14 protein-coding genes are annotated in these 12,890 nt (G+C 70.8%); 4 read left to right on the forward strand and 10 right to left on the reverse strand.

Annotation, left to right across the window (positions count from 1 at the left end; genetic code table 11):
- Positions 1–684 precede the first annotated feature (684 nt).
- A complete protein-coding gene (locus tag L942_RS28575; RefSeq protein ID WP_037366421.1) occupies positions 685–1,896 on the reverse strand; it encodes a hypothetical protein in 1,212 nt (403 codons plus the stop codon).
- Positions 1,897–2,069: 173 nt separating this feature from the next.
- Here L942_RS28575 and L942_RS28580 point away from each other — a divergent pair, with 173 nt between their 5' ends.
- Entirely contained in the window at positions 2,070–2,903 is an 834-nt protein-coding gene (locus tag L942_RS28580; RefSeq protein ID WP_037366424.1) for an SDR family oxidoreductase, read from the forward strand.
- 22 nt (positions 2,904–2,925) lie between these two features.
- On the opposite strand, the gene L942_RS28585 is transcribed toward L942_RS28580, so the two are convergent.
- Genes L942_RS28585 through L942_RS28595 form a run of 3 tightly spaced genes read right to left on the reverse strand, consistent with a single transcriptional unit; the run spans position 2,926 to position 4,988 of the window.
- A complete protein-coding gene (locus L942_RS28585; RefSeq protein WP_037366426.1) occupies positions 2,926–3,318 on the reverse strand; it encodes an Imm1 family immunity protein in 393 nt (130 codons plus the stop codon).
- 30 nt (positions 3,319–3,348) lie between these two features.
- Positions 3,349–4,590 carry an RNA polymerase sigma factor gene (locus L942_RS28590; RefSeq protein ID WP_037366427.1) on the reverse strand — a complete coding sequence of 414 codons (1,242 nt, stop codon included), beginning with the start codon at positions 4,588–4,590 and terminating at the stop codon, positions 3,349–3,351.
- A complete protein-coding gene (locus L942_RS28595; protein WP_037366428.1) occupies positions 4,590–4,988 on the reverse strand; it encodes a YciI family protein in 399 nt (132 codons plus the stop codon). Before L942_RS28595 ends, L942_RS28590 begins: the two co-directional genes overlap by 1 nt.
- A 194-nt stretch (positions 4,989–5,182) precedes the next feature.
- On the opposite strand from L942_RS28595, the gene L942_RS28600 reads away from it, so the two are divergent.
- Entirely contained in the window at positions 5,183–5,974 is a 792-nt protein-coding gene (locus L942_RS28600) for a thioesterase family protein (RefSeq protein WP_037366429.1), read from the forward strand.
- A gap of 1 nt (position 5,975) precedes the next feature.
- Here the strand turns inward: L942_RS28600 and L942_RS28605 are convergent, their stop codons facing one another.
- Together L942_RS28605 and L942_RS28610 are read right to left on the reverse strand one after the other, a co-directional pair.
- Positions 5,976–6,329 (reverse strand): hypothetical protein, encoded by a 354-nt coding sequence (locus L942_RS28605; protein WP_037366432.1) that lies wholly within the window; start codon positions 6,327–6,329, stop codon positions 5,976–5,978.
- Between the two features lie 32 nt (positions 6,330–6,361).
- Positions 6,362–7,138: a GntR family transcriptional regulator gene (locus L942_RS28610; RefSeq protein ID WP_051166316.1), complete on the reverse strand. Its 777-nt coding sequence runs from the start codon at positions 7,136–7,138 to the stop codon at positions 6,362–6,364.
- A 96-nt stretch (positions 7,139–7,234) separates the two neighbouring features.
- Between L942_RS28610 and L942_RS28615 the strand changes: the two genes are divergently transcribed.
- Positions 7,235–8,287 (forward strand): YeiH family protein, encoded by a 1,053-nt coding sequence (locus L942_RS28615; protein WP_081655274.1) that lies wholly within the window; start codon positions 7,235–7,237, stop codon positions 8,285–8,287.
- A gap of 4 nt (positions 8,288–8,291) precedes the next feature.
- On the opposite strand, the gene L942_RS28620 is transcribed toward L942_RS28615, so the two are convergent.
- A complete protein-coding gene (locus L942_RS28620; RefSeq protein ID WP_037366435.1) occupies positions 8,292–8,564 on the reverse strand; it encodes a hypothetical protein in 273 nt (90 codons plus the stop codon).
- 93 nt (positions 8,565–8,657) lie between these two features.
- On the opposite strand from L942_RS28620, the gene L942_RS28625 reads away from it, so the two are divergent.
- Positions 8,658–9,164, forward strand: coding sequence for a putative immunity protein (locus tag L942_RS28625; RefSeq protein WP_037366438.1), 507 nt, complete (start codon positions 8,658–8,660; stop codon positions 9,162–9,164).
- Here L942_RS28625 and L942_RS28630 read toward each other — a convergent pair.
- The 3 genes from L942_RS28630 to L942_RS28640 form a co-directional block, all read right to left on the reverse strand.
- On the reverse strand, positions 9,161–10,780 hold the full coding sequence (locus tag L942_RS28630) for an ABC-F family ATP-binding cassette domain-containing protein (RefSeq protein WP_037366441.1): 1,620 nt from the start codon (positions 10,778–10,780) through the stop codon (positions 9,161–9,163). The two genes, L942_RS28625 and L942_RS28630, sit on opposite strands and share 4 nt — an antisense overlap.
- Before the next feature lie 116 nt (positions 10,781–10,896).
- The gene (locus L942_RS28635; RefSeq protein ID WP_037366444.1) at positions 10,897–12,423 is read right to left on the reverse strand and encodes a catalase; all 1,527 of its coding nucleotides are present in this window, start codon (positions 12,421–12,423) and stop codon (positions 10,897–10,899) included.
- On the reverse strand, positions 12,420–12,860 hold the full coding sequence (locus L942_RS28640) for a Fur family transcriptional regulator (protein ID WP_037366446.1): 441 nt from the start codon (positions 12,858–12,860) through the stop codon (positions 12,420–12,422). The genes L942_RS28635 and L942_RS28640 overlap by 4 nt, the downstream gene beginning before the upstream one ends.
- Positions 12,861–12,890 lie beyond the last annotated feature (30 nt).

A 12,890-nucleotide genomic window follows, 5' to 3' on the forward strand; every position in this document is an offset into this window, starting at 1 on the left:
ACCGCAGCAGCGGCCTGAGAAACAGTCAGCTCCGGTGTCAACCGAAGCCTGGGCAGACCCGGGAGCTCAGCTTGGACGAGTTGGGTGCGGTCCGCGGTCCGGTCTGTGGCGGCGGGAGGTGGTTGCCGTCGCTTGTCAGAGGGTTCGTACCGGGGCGCAGCTTGGACGAGTTCGGCGTGGTTCGCGGTCTGGTGTCTGGCGGCGGGAGATGGGAGCCGTCGCTTGTCAGAGGGGCGGTGCGGGGGAGCGCGCCTCGCGCGGGTCCGAGGTGAATCGGGTTCGCGGGTGTCGGCGGAGGACGTGGTAGCGGTTGGTCTCGCGGCTCACCTGAGTCCGGCGTGGGCGGCGATGTCGTCGGCGAAGGACGTCACCCTGGTGTATATCCCTTCGTCGGGCGTGGAACGGGCGAAGAGCAGCCGGTGAGGAGTCTCCAGCGAAATCTTGCACCAAGGAGACTGCCCGCTCGTCGGAGGCGAAGGGGGTGAAGAAAAGTCGGTGGAGAATTCCCCGGCGAGAAGCTGCTCCGCGGAGCCAGCCAGCCCGACCGGAGCGAAGCGGGTGCACAGAAACCGTTGGAAGATCCCCAGCGAGAGCCCGGGAACCAGCTTAATCGAAGGAGAACCGGCCAAGAAGAAAACCGGTGCGGAGCCCGCCCCAGGCCCCGCACCGGCGACCCCCAGGACTTCAGCAGAGCGGCGCCACCGGCCCGTCCGAACCGGTTTTCACGTAGGTGTCCGAGATGTAGTGCCCGGGCCCGATGCGGTCCCAGATCTTGCTCGTCCCGAACTTCCCGGTGACCGTGTCCCCGTTGACGTAGCACTCGATGTTCACCTTGGCGTAGTTGGCCGCCAGGCCCTTCACCGACGCGGACGTGTGCGCGCCCGACCGGACGTTCACCGGGTCGCCCGCTGTCTGCACCAGACCGGTGGCCGCGGCGGAGCCCGTCCACAGGTAGGTGACCTTCACGTTTCCGTTGTCCCCCAAGCCGACGCCCGAGCTGAAGGTGCCGTCGGCCAGGTCGATGCCCGCCGGGTTGCCCACCTTGTACCCGAGGTCGTCGCGGCCGCCGTTGTAATTGTTGTGGTAGGCGGCGTACGCCTCGGGCTGGCCCTGGGGCAGGTCTTTGTACTCCGCGCGCACCGAGGGCGGGTTCCAGTAGTCGTCCTTGGTGTTCCACGGGCCCACATCCCAGACCGGCGCGTATTCGCAACGGCTGTTGTCCGTCTTGCACACTCGCGCGGTGTAGTTGCCGGTTCCCTTGGGCGACAAGGCTTTCCCGGACGGCAGCGCGACGAAGTGGTCGTTGCTCGCGATGACGTGGCCGTTGGCGGTGGTATGGCCGGCGAGGCCTTCGCGGGTGGCGTAAATGGTGTAGGTGAGCGGGGTGGCCGCGGCGATGGCATTCGCCTGCGGGGAAAGGGAACCGGTCAGTTCGATGTCGCGCACGGTGGGGCGGGCGGCGGTGGTGCTGGACAGCGTGATCCTCGTCTGCACGACGCTCACCGCGCGGGGGAGCGCGGTGCCGGCGGGGGTCCATTCCGTCCAGTCGTCGGTGCCGGAGCGGCCGCGGACGTCGACTTCCACCGCCGTTCCCTGCGGGGCGTCGGCGGAGATGTCGGCGGCTACTCGGTTCACCGGCGCGGCCAGGCGCCGTTCGGCGGAGAGCAGGTAGCCCTCGGTGCCCGCCGCTCGGTCGGCGGGTCTCCACGTGGCGTCTCGCAGCGTGAGCGTGCCGCCGGCCGCGGCGACATTGACGTCGTCACTGTCTACTGAGGACAGATCGGCTCGCCAGGCAGCGGAGGTCTCGGCAGCGCTCACGGGCGTCGCGACTGCGGTGACCGCCCCCGCGGCGAGCAGTGCGGCAACCGTGCGCCGGACCGTCACATTCCCGACCACGACGGATCTCCCTTCACTCGTCCGGATCGAACTGCCGGAGTCTCGGAGGGGTCCGTACACGATCCATACAACGATCTCGCCCGGTCGTGTACCGGAGGCGGCCAGTTGACAGCGAGGAGTCACGGATATAGCTTTGCTAACAAAGTTAATTTACCAGCAAAGGAAGTGTGCGGATGACCATCCTGGTCACGGGGGCGCGCGGGAATGTCGGGAGCGAGGTCGTCCGGATGCTCCGCGAGGGCGGGCACGAGGTGCGCGGGTCGGCGCGCGACGCGGCCGCGCTGGATTTGCCGGACGCAGTGTCGCTGGATCTCACGGCCGAGAGCGGGTTCGAGGACGTACTTCGCGGCGTGGACGCGCTCTTCCTGTATCCGACGCGGCCGAGCGGTGCGACGCATTTCCTTGCCGCTGCGCGTAAAGCTCGAGTTTCGTACGTGGTCCTGCTGTCGTCGCCGGACGTCTACGAAGGGCCCGCGGACAATCCGATCCGGCTCGGGCACCTGCCCGCGGAAACGGCGGTGGCGGAGTCCGGACTGCCGTACACGGTGCTGTACCCGGGTTGGCTGGCGGGCAACACCCGGCGCGACTGGGGCGCGGCGATCCGGGCCGGCGAGCCGGTGCGGCTCTTCTCCCCGGAGGCGCAGTTCACGCCGACCGCGGAGGAAGACGTGGCCGCGGTTGCCGCGAAGCTGCTCACGGAGCGTTGCTACCCGGGGCGGCAGCTGGCGGTGACCGGGCCGGAATCGATGACGCAGCGTGCGGTGGTGGAGACCCTTGCGGAGGAGTTGGGTCGTTCGATCGAAGTGGTGGCCGAAACGCGGAGTGAAGCGCGTGCCCGGCGCCCGGAGTGGATGCCCGCGGCGGTCCTGGAGCACCTGATGGATGTGCAGGAGGCAGCGGCGGGCCGGGTGGCGCCGGTGAACAACACGGTGGAACGGTTCGTCGGGCGAGCGACGTCATTCCGGGAGTGGGCGAGGGCGCACCAGGGCGACTTCGCGTCGCGATGAACGAGTCCGATGTGGACAGAAGTTACGCGGGCTTCCAGGAAACGCAGGCAGGCCGGGTCAGCGACTCGCACAGTTCGCGCACCGCGCGCAGCACTTCGTCGGCGGAAACCTCGCTCCCGGCGGGCTGCGGGAAGTGCGCTCCCTGCAGGCTGAAGTAGTCGACCGGCTCCTCGCCCGCGCCGTCCGCGGGCAGGAAGGTCTGGCCGTTTTCGTGCCACGCCAGGCTGCCTCGGGTGCCGCGCAACCCGGCGACCAGGTACGGCGTCCGCGGCTTCCGGCCCGCGTACAGCCACCAGACGACCCCGCCGTCCGGCCTGGGCGGTTCGGCGTTGCGCAAGGCGGAGAGCACGTCGTCGACGGTCGTCTCGGTGACGTCGTACCCGGTCCGGCGACGGGCGTCTTCGCTGCTCGCCATAGTGCGCTCCGCTCGTGAAGTGTGCTGATACTACTCGGTGCCGATCGGCGAGCGATGTGTGGAATGGCTGGCGCGGAGCCGGGCCGCGCGCAGGGTCAGATAGCGCTGTTCGGCGGTGTTTCCGGTGCGGGCGGCGGCCGCAGTGTAGTGCCTGATGGCAGCCTCGCGGTCGCCGGCCAGTTCGAGCAGGTGCGCGCGGGCGGCGGCGAGGCGGTGGTGGCCGGGGAGCCGGTCGTCGAGCCCGGCCAGCATGGCGAGCCCGGCGTCCGGTCCGCGCACCATCGCCGTCGCGATCGCGCGGTTGAGCGTGACGACCGGATTGCCCGTCAGGGCCTCAAGCCGCGTGTACAGCGTGAGCACGCGCGGCCAATCGGTGTCTTCGGCGCGCAACGCGATGTCGTGCGTCGCGGCGATCGCGGCTTGCAGGCGGTATTCGCCGAGGCCGTCGCGGGTCAGGGCGGCGGTGATCAGCGCGACGCCTTCCCGGATCAGCGCACGGTCCCACAACGACCGGTCCTGGTCGGCGAGCGGGACGAGGTCGCCGTCCGGTCCGGTGCGGGCCGGCCGGCGGGCGTCGGTGAGCAGCATCAGCGCGAGCAAGCCGGCCGCTTCGCCGTCTTCCGGAAGCGCGGCGTGCAGCAGCCGGGCGAGCCGGATCGCCTCGGCGGACAGTTCGGTCCGGTGCAGGCGGCGGCCTCCGCTGCTCGTGTATCCCTCGTTGAACACGAGATACAGCACATGCAGCACGGACCGAAGCCGCGCCTGCCGCTCGTCCGAAGCGGGCATCCGGAACGGAAGGCCGGACTTCTTGATCTTGGCCTTCGCCCGGCTGATCCGTTGCGCCATCGTGGTTTCCGGCACGAGAAACGCGCTGGCGATCTCCGCGGTCGTCAGCCCGCCGACGGCCCGCAACGTCAGCGCGATCGCCGACGCCGTGGTCAGCGACGGGTGCGCGCACAGGAACAACAGCGTCAGCGTGTCGTCTTCGTCCGGCACCTCGCCGCTCGAAGGCTCGGCGGCGACGGTGTCTTCGCGCCGCCGCCGGGCCTGGTCGCTGCGGAAGCTGTCGATGAGCCGGCGGCTGGCGGTCTGGAGCAGCCAGCCGCGCGGATTCTCCGGGATCCCTTCCCCCGGCCAGTGCTGCACGGCGGCGAGAAGAGCTTCCTGCGTCGCGTCCTCGGCCGCGCCGAAGTCGCCGGACCGGCGCGCGAGCACGGCGAGGACCTGAGGCGCGAGCGTGCGCACCAGGCCCTCGACCTCCCGCTCCGACATCAGACGGCCGGCGCGCTCATGACCTGGCGCACCTCGATCGGCACCCGCAGCGGTGCGCCGCCGGGCCCCGGCGCGGCCGAGACCCGCGTCGCGATCTCCAGCGCCCGCGCCTCCGATTCGACGTCGACCACGCGGTACCCGGCGAGCAGCTCCTTGCCCTCCGGGAACGGCCCGTCGGTGACCACCGCGCCGCCCTTGCCGTCCGCGACCACGGTCTTCGCCGCTTCCGGCCCGGCCAGCCCCTCCGCCTCGACGAGTTCCCCGGCCTCGGTCAGCTCGGCGTTGAGCACGTGCTGGAACTGGATGTGCGCGCGGATGTCCTCCGGCGCCCACTCCGGCAGCGGCAGGTCGCAGTCTTCGCCGTGGGCGTAGGTCTGCAGCAGCATGTACTTCGGCATCGCGTTCCTCCAGTGTCCGGCTCGCCGCTTCCGGGCGGGCTCACCAAGGGAACGGAACCCGCGCGCGGTCCTCGACACGCCCCGCGGACATCTTGCCGGGAATTTCGCGGAACGGGTGGCGTGCGTCTCAGTGCCGGGGACGCCCGGACGGCCTAGCAGGTAGGTTGCGGGAAGCAACTCACCTGGAGGGACCCGTGAGCACGACCACCTTCGCCGCGGTGTCGGCGGTCAAACAGCGCTCGGACAGCGAGTTCAGCGTCGATCTCAGCCCGGCGTGGACGATCGGCGGCCGTCCGAACGGCGGTTACCTGCTGGCGACCATCGCCCGCGCCGCGACTGTCGTTTCCGGGCATCCGGACGTGCTCGCCGCCAGTGCGCACTACCTGCGCTCGCCCGAACCGGGCCCGGCGGAGATCGAGGTCGAGGTGCTGCGCACCGGCCGGACCGCGACCCAGTTGCGCGGACGGCTGCTCAAGGACGGCGTGCCGCAGGTCGAGGCTCTGCTGACGCTGGGCGTCCTCGGCGAGGCCGAGCCGTTCTGGCAGGACGGTGTGCCGCAGGCGGAGTTCGGCGCGTTTTCGGACGAGCCGTGGGGCCAGGCCGAACTGCCGTCCGGCATCCCGATCGCGATCCGGGACGAAATCGACGTGCGCTTCGACCGTCCGCTCGCTGCCGGGCCCAGCGGCCGCGGCGAACTGCGCGGCCTGCTTTCGCTTCCCGGCGACGAGCCGTTCGACCCGGTCAGCCTGCTGTTCGCGGTCGACGCGCTGCCGCCGGCCACCCTGGACATCGCTCCGTCCGGCTGGGTGCCGACCCTTGAACTGACCGCTTATGTGCGGGCGCACCCGGCTCCCGGTCCGGTGCGCGTGCTGCACCGCGCTCACCTGATCGGAGACGGGCGCGTCGACGAGTCCTGCCACGTATGGGACAGCGCCGGGACGCTCGTCGCGCAGGGCACGCAGCTGGCGGGAATCCGGATCGGCTGACTCACTGCCCTGGGTACTGCGGGTAGCCGGGGTACGCGCCGGGCGGCGGCGAACTGGGATACGTCGGCGCGGGGGTCGGCGAATTCAGCGACCTCAGCAGGTTTTCGACCGTCCTTCGGCGCGCGCCCGCGACGGCCATGATCTCGAGCGCGAGGCCGAGCACGAACCAGAACAGGTGATAGCTCGTGAACGATTCGAGATCGCTGGAAAGGCACGACGTGTAATTAGGCTCGTTGCGAGACACCTCGCAGGTCCAGTGCGGCTTGGCGATCAGCACCATGATCAGCCCGACGCCGATGCTCGCCAGCCCGGCGACCATGAAGAAGACCTGCAGAATCCGCGCGAAGATCGACATGTGCGGAGCGTAGCGGCCCGGCGACCGCCGGGTCAGCGGGTTCCGGCAAGTGCCCCCGTGGTGACCAGCCGGTACCCGGTGCGGCCGGAGAACTCCGCGGTCAGCGCGAACCGGTCGCCGCGGACCAGGGTGTGCCGCCATTCGATGCGTTTGCCCGCGCTGGTGCCGAGGCGTCCGATGGAGAACGCGCCGACGGTTTCGCCGCAGCCCAGCAGGGTGCGTTCGGCCCGCGTCGGCACGACGGCGCGGATCTGCTCCTCGCCGTGGTCGAGCCGGACGCCGGTGCGGCGGTGGAGTTCGCCGTACAGGCTGGTGTGCTGGAAATCCGCGTCCAGCAGCGGCCGGGCGAGGTCGGCGGGCAGCCACACCCGGTCGACGGCCAGCGGGTCGTTTCCGGCCAGCCGCAGCCGTTCCAGGTACAGCAGGGGAGTGGAGCCCTCCAGCGACAGCCGTTCGGCGACCACCGCGTCCGCGCGGACATCGAGCCGGCGCACGACGCTGTGCTGGTCGAGCCCGGACTCCTCGACCGCGGCGAAGAGGCTGTAGAGCGCGCCGAGCGGCTGCTGGATCTCCGCGGCCGCGGCGACGCGGGGCTGGCGGCCGCGTTCGGCGATGAGCGTGCCGTCCGCACGCAGCTCCCGCAGCGCCTGCCGGACGGTCTGCCTGCTGACGCGGTACTCCTCGGCGAGCGCCAGCTCCCCGGGGAACGCGCTGTCGAACTCCCCGGCGCGGATGCGCACCAGGAGCCGCTGCTGCAGCTGCCGCCACAGGGGCTGTCCGCCGGTGCGGACCAGCTCTGCCTCGCCCATGCCGGGAACAGTACCGCTTGCCAAATGTACGGACAGCTCTTAGATTAAATGTACGTACATTAGCGAGGAGGCCAGAGTGCGCACAGGAGTGAACCGGTGACCGGCGCGGCGCTGGGAGCGACCCGCGCGACGGTGCAGTGGCGGGCCAAGCTCGCCCGCCCGGTGCCGGGTCTCGCGGTCGCGCTGCTGGTCGCGGCGGCCGCGACGGCCGGAGGGAAGCTCGTTCCGGTGGTCGGCGGGCCGGTGCTCGCCATCCTGCTCGGCGCGGTCGCCGGGGCGGTCGTGCCGGGGCTGCGCGGCTGGCGGTTCAGCCCGGGCTACGCCGTCGCGTCGCGGCCGGTGCTCCAGCTGTCGATCGTCGTGCTGGGCACGGGGCTGTCGATCCAGCAGGTGGTGCACGTCGGCGGGCAGTCGCTGCCGGTGATGCTCGGCACGCTCGCGGTCGCGCTCGGCGGCGCGTGGGTGCTCGGCCGGCTGCTCGGCGTCCGCGGGGAGACGCAGACCCTGATCGGCGTCGGCACCGGCATTTGCGGTGCGTCCGCGATCGCGGCGACCAGTGCGGTGCTGAAGCCGAAGGAAGCCAATATCGCTTACGCGCTCGGCACGATCTTCACCTTCAACATCGCCGCGGTCCTGCTGTTCCCGCCCCTCGGACACGCGCTGGGGATGTCGCCGCACGCCTTCGGCCTGTGGGCCGGAACCGCGGTGAACGACACGTCTTCCGTCGTCGCGGCTTCCTACGCCTATGGCGGCGACGCCGGTGCGTACGGCATCGTCGTGAAGCTCACCCGGACGCTCACGCTGATTCCGATCGTGCTGTTCCTCGCCGTGCTCGCCGCGCGCAAGCAGGCCGGCGGCCGGGTTTCCTTGCGCGCCATGCCGTGGCACCGCCTGGTCCCGCCGTTCCTGATCGGCTTCCTGGCCGCCGCCACGGTGGAGAGCGCGGGCTGGATCCCGGAGTCGTGGCACGCGCCGCTCTCGACGCTCGGCACCTTCCTGATCACCATGGCGCTCGCCGGGATCGGCCTGGCGCTCAAGCCGTCCGACCTGCGCAAGGCGGGCCACCGGCCGCTGCTGATGGGGGCCATCCTGTGGATCGCGGTCGCCGCGTCGAGCCTCGGGCTGCAGGCGCTGACCGGCGGCATGTGACGCGCTAGCGCACGCGCGGATTGCGCTTCCGCCGCCTGCGCTCGGCAAGGGCCGCCAGCAGCCGGGACACCCCTCGAGCGCGGCGGACGAACACCAAAGATTCGCCGCGTGGGGCCGATCCGGTCCCCGCGGCGATCTCGTGGGGCGAGCCGTGCTGGAACGCGCGGAGCCCGGCGGCGAACTCGTCCGGGTCGCCGCCGACGTCCGGATGGTGGGTGCGCACGAACCGGCGGTAGGCCGCCTTGTCGGCTTCCGACCACGCCTTCCGCTCGTCCACCGCCGTCCTTCCCCGGTTGAGGGTTTCGCTCCATGCTCCTGCCGGAAGCCGGCAGGAGTGCCAACCGGCGGTTCAACGATACAGTTCAAGCACATGACCGCGGAGATCGAACTCGACCTGTCCGAGCTTCGCGCCGTGACGGCCTACGCGGTGGCTTGTGCGGAGCCGGTGCTGTCGATCTTCGAACAAGCCCGTCCGGATGATCGCCGTCCGCGCGAGGCGATCGAGGCGGCTCGGGCGTTCGCCGAGGGAGCCAAGCGCGGCAAGGCGATTCGCGACGCGGCGTGGGCGGCGCAACGGGCGTATCAGGAAGCCCGTGACGCCGGTCAGGCCGCGGCGAGCGAGGCTGCTCGGGCGGCGGTCGCCGCGGCCGGCGCGGCGTATCTGCATCCGCTCGCGAAAGCGACACAGGTGTGGCACATCCTCGGTCCGGCCGGGCATGCGGCTCATGCGTGCGAGTTGGCCGGGAGGAACCCCCGGCTCCCGGCGGCTGGTCCGGTGGTGGCCCAGGTGCTGTCGCGATATCCGCCGGCACCGGGCGGCCGCGGCCGGGCGGGGGAGCTGGTGCGCGAGCTGGATGCCTTGCTGCGCAAGGGTTAGCGGACCCGCTCCACCCGCCGCTCGTCCCAGACCGGTTCCGGGGTTTCGCGGACCGCGCCGTCCGCGCCGAAGACCAGGAACCGGTCGAAGGAGCGCGCGAACCAGCGGTCGTGGGTGACCGCGAGCACCGTGCCCTCGTACGATTCCAGCCCGTCCTGCAGTGCCTCGGCCGATTCGAGGTCGAGGTTGTCGGTCGGCTCGTCCAGCAGCAGCGCGGTGGTTCCGGCCAGTTCCAGCAACAGGATCTGGAACCGGGCCTGCTGTCCGCCGGACAACCGGTCGAAGGCCTGCTCGCCCTGGCGGTGCAGTTCGTACCGGCGCAGGGCGGCCATCGCCGCGCCGCGATCAGCCGAGTGTTCCGTCCACAGCACGTCGACGAGAGTGCGGCCGGACAGTTCCGGACGGGCGTGCGTCTGCGCGAAATGGCCGGGCACGACGCGCGCGCCGGTTTTCCATTCGCCGGTGTGCGCGACGTCGCCGCCCGCGAGCAGGCGCAGGAAATGCGACTTCCCGGAGCCGTTCGAGCCGAGCACCGCGACGCGCTCGCCGAAGAAGATCTCCAGCGAGAACGGTTTCATCAGCCCGGTGAGTTCCAGGTTCGTGCAGGTCACCGCCCGCACGCCGGTGCGGCCGCCGCGCAGCCGCATCCGGATGTCCTGCGGCCGCGGCGGTTCCGGCGGGGGACCGGCCTCCTCGAACTTCCGCAGCCGGGTCTGCGCCGCCTTGTACCGCGACGCCATCTCGTCGCTGCGCGCGGCGTACTGCTGCATGTCCCGGACCAGGCGTTTGAGCTGGGCATGCTTCTCGTCCCAGCGCCGGCGCAGTTCGTCGTAGCGGGCGAACCGCTCCTGCCGCGCCTCGTGATACGTGCCGAAACCGCCGCCGTGCACCCAAGCGTCCGCGCCGTCGCCGCCGGGTTCGACGCTCACGATCTTGTCCGCCGCTCGCGCGAGCAGTTCGCGGTCGTGCGACACGAACAGGACGGTCTTGCGGGTTTCCTTGAGCCGGGCCTCGAGCCAGCGTTTGCCGGGCACGTCGAGGTAGTTGTCCGGCTCGTCCAGCAGCAGCACCTCGTCCGGCCCGCGCAGCAACGCTTCCAGCACGAGCCGTTTCTGCTCGCCGCCGCTGAGCGTGCGCACGAGCCGCCAGCGCGCGCGGTCGAACGGCACGCCGAGCGCTTCCGTCGTGCACATGTCCCAGACCGTCTCGAACTCGTACCCGCGGGCTTCGGCCCAGTCGCTGAGCGCCTGCGCGTACCGCATTTGGGCGGCCTCGTCGTCGACCTCCAGCAACCGTTCCTCGGCCGCGTCGACCGCTCGGGCGGCGTCGCGAACCCGTTGCGGGGCAACGGAAACCAGCAGATCGCGCACGGTGCGTTCGTCGCGGACCGACCCGACGAACTGTGCCATCACGCCCAGCCCGCCGGACACGGTGACCGCGCCCTCGTCCGGTTTCAGCTCTCCGGAAAGCAGCCGCAGCAAGGTGGTTTTGCCCGCGCCGTTAGGACCGACCAACGCGACGACCGCGCCCTCGCCGACCCGGAACGAGACGTCGCCGAGCAGCGGACGCCCGTCGGGCAGCACATAGCGCAGGTGCGCGGCCTCCAAATGCCCCATGCCCGCGCACTCTACCCAGGCTGCCGCGAATCGCCGCACGGTTTTTCCGCTGTCCACAGAGGACACAAAGCGGCGGCGCCGGTTCGCGCCGGCGCCGCCGCTCGTCAGGGTCGAGCTCAGGCCTTGCGCTGCATGCTCTCCCGGGCCGGGTTCGCCTGCTCCGCCGCCTTCGGGTCCTTCTCGTCCTGCTTCGCGCGCACGCCGGACTCAACGCGGTCGCCGAGGTCCTTGTCCACGTTGTGCCAGTACTCGAAAGCCCGCTTCAGCACCGGTTCGGTCACGCCGTTCAGCAGGTGGCCGACGATGTTGTCCACCAGCCGCTCGCGCGCGGCGTCGTCCAGCACCTCGCGCACGAGCGTGCCGGCCTGGCCCCAGTCGTCGTCCTCGGCGTGGTCGACGTAGGCCGAGCGGACCATCTCGCCGTCGGCGTGCCAGCCCGCGGGAGTGCCGTAGCGTTCCGTGTCGGCGCGCGGGCCGCCCTTGGAGTTCGGCGCGTACACCGGGTCGGAGACCTTCGCGTAGCGCATCGAGCCGTCCTTGCTGTAGCTGTGCACCGGCGCGACCGGCGTGTTCACCGGCAGCTGCTTGTAGTTCGCGCCGATCCGGTACCGGTGCGCGTCGGCGTAGGCGAACAGCCTGCCCAGCAGCATCCGGTCCGGGCTCGGGCCGATGCCGGGCACCAGGTTGTTCGGCTCGAACGCGGCCTGCTCGATCTCGGTGTGGTGGTCGGTCGGGTTGCGGTCGAGCGTCATCCGGCCGACCTCGATCAGCGGGTAGTCGCCGTGCGGCCACACCTTCGTCAGGTCGAACGGATTGAACCGGTAGGTCTTCGCGTCCTCGAACGGCATCACCTGGACGTGCAGCGTCCAGCTCGGGTAGTCGCCGCGCGCGATGGCCTCGAACAGGTCCCGGGTGTGGTAATCGGTGTCGGCAGAGGCCATCTGGTCGGCCTCGTGCTGGGTGAAGAACTCGATGCCCTGGTCGGTCTTGAAGTGGTACTTGACCCAGAACTTCTCGCCGGCGGCGTTGACCCACATGTACGTGTGCGAGCTGTAGCCGTTCATGTGCCGCCACGTGCGCGGGATGCCGCGGTCGCCCATCAGCCAGGTGACCTGGTGCGCCGATTCGGGGGACAGCGTCCAGAAGTCCCACTGCATGTCGTGGTCGCGCAGGTTGCTGTCCGCGCGGCGTTTCTGCGACCGGATGAAGTGCTGGAATTTCAGCGGGTCCTTGATGAAGAACACCGGGGTGTTGTTGCCGACGAGGTCGTAGTTGCCCTCGGGGGTGTAGAACTTCAGCGCGAACCCGCGCGGGTCGCGCCAGGTGTCCGGGCTGCCGCGCTCGCCGGCCACGGTGGAGAACCGGGCGGCCATCGGGGTTTTCGCGCCCGGCTGGAACACCGCCGCCTTGGTGAAGCGGCTGACGTCGGCGGTCACCTCGAAGTGCCCGAACGCGCCGCTGCCCTTCGCGTGCGGCTGCCGCTCCGGCACCCGTTCCCGGTTGAACTGCGCCATCTGCTCGATCAGGTAGTGGTCCTGCAGCAGGATCGGCCCGCCCGGGCCGAGCGTGAGCGAATGCTCGTCGCTTTCGGCCGGGATCCCGGAGTCCGTGGTGGTCGCCGGGGGTTTCGGTTCTTCGGTCATCTCGCGAGCTCCTCGTGGTGGTCGGAAACGCCGGAGCAGTCCGGGCACAGGCCCCAGAAGACGATCTCGGCCTCGTCGACGGCGTACCCGTGCCGGTCGTGCGGCGTGAGGCAGGGGGCCTCGCCGCGGACGCAGTCGACGTCCTCGGCCCGGCCGCAGCGGCGGCACACCACGTGGTGGTGGTTGTCGCCGGTCCGCCGTTCGAACCTCGCCGGATGCCCGGACAGCTCGATCCGGCGGACCAGGCCCGCCTCGCCGCACGCGGCGAGCACGTCGTAGACCGCTTGGATCGAAACGCTGCCCAGGCTTTCGCGCACGCCCGCCACGATCGCCTCGACCGTCGCGTGCGGGTGCTCGCCGAGCCAGCCGAGCACGGCTTGCCGCGGCTTGGTGACGCGCAGGCCAGCCGCCCGCAGCGTCGCCGCCGAGTCCGGCATCGGAGTCCTCCCCGGGGATCTGGAACCGCT

The sequence above is a fragment of the Amycolatopsis orientalis DSM 43388 genome, from assembly GCF_000411975.1.
Classification (GTDB): domain Bacteria; phylum Actinomycetota; class Actinomycetes; order Mycobacteriales; family Pseudonocardiaceae; genus Amycolatopsis; species Amycolatopsis orientalis_D.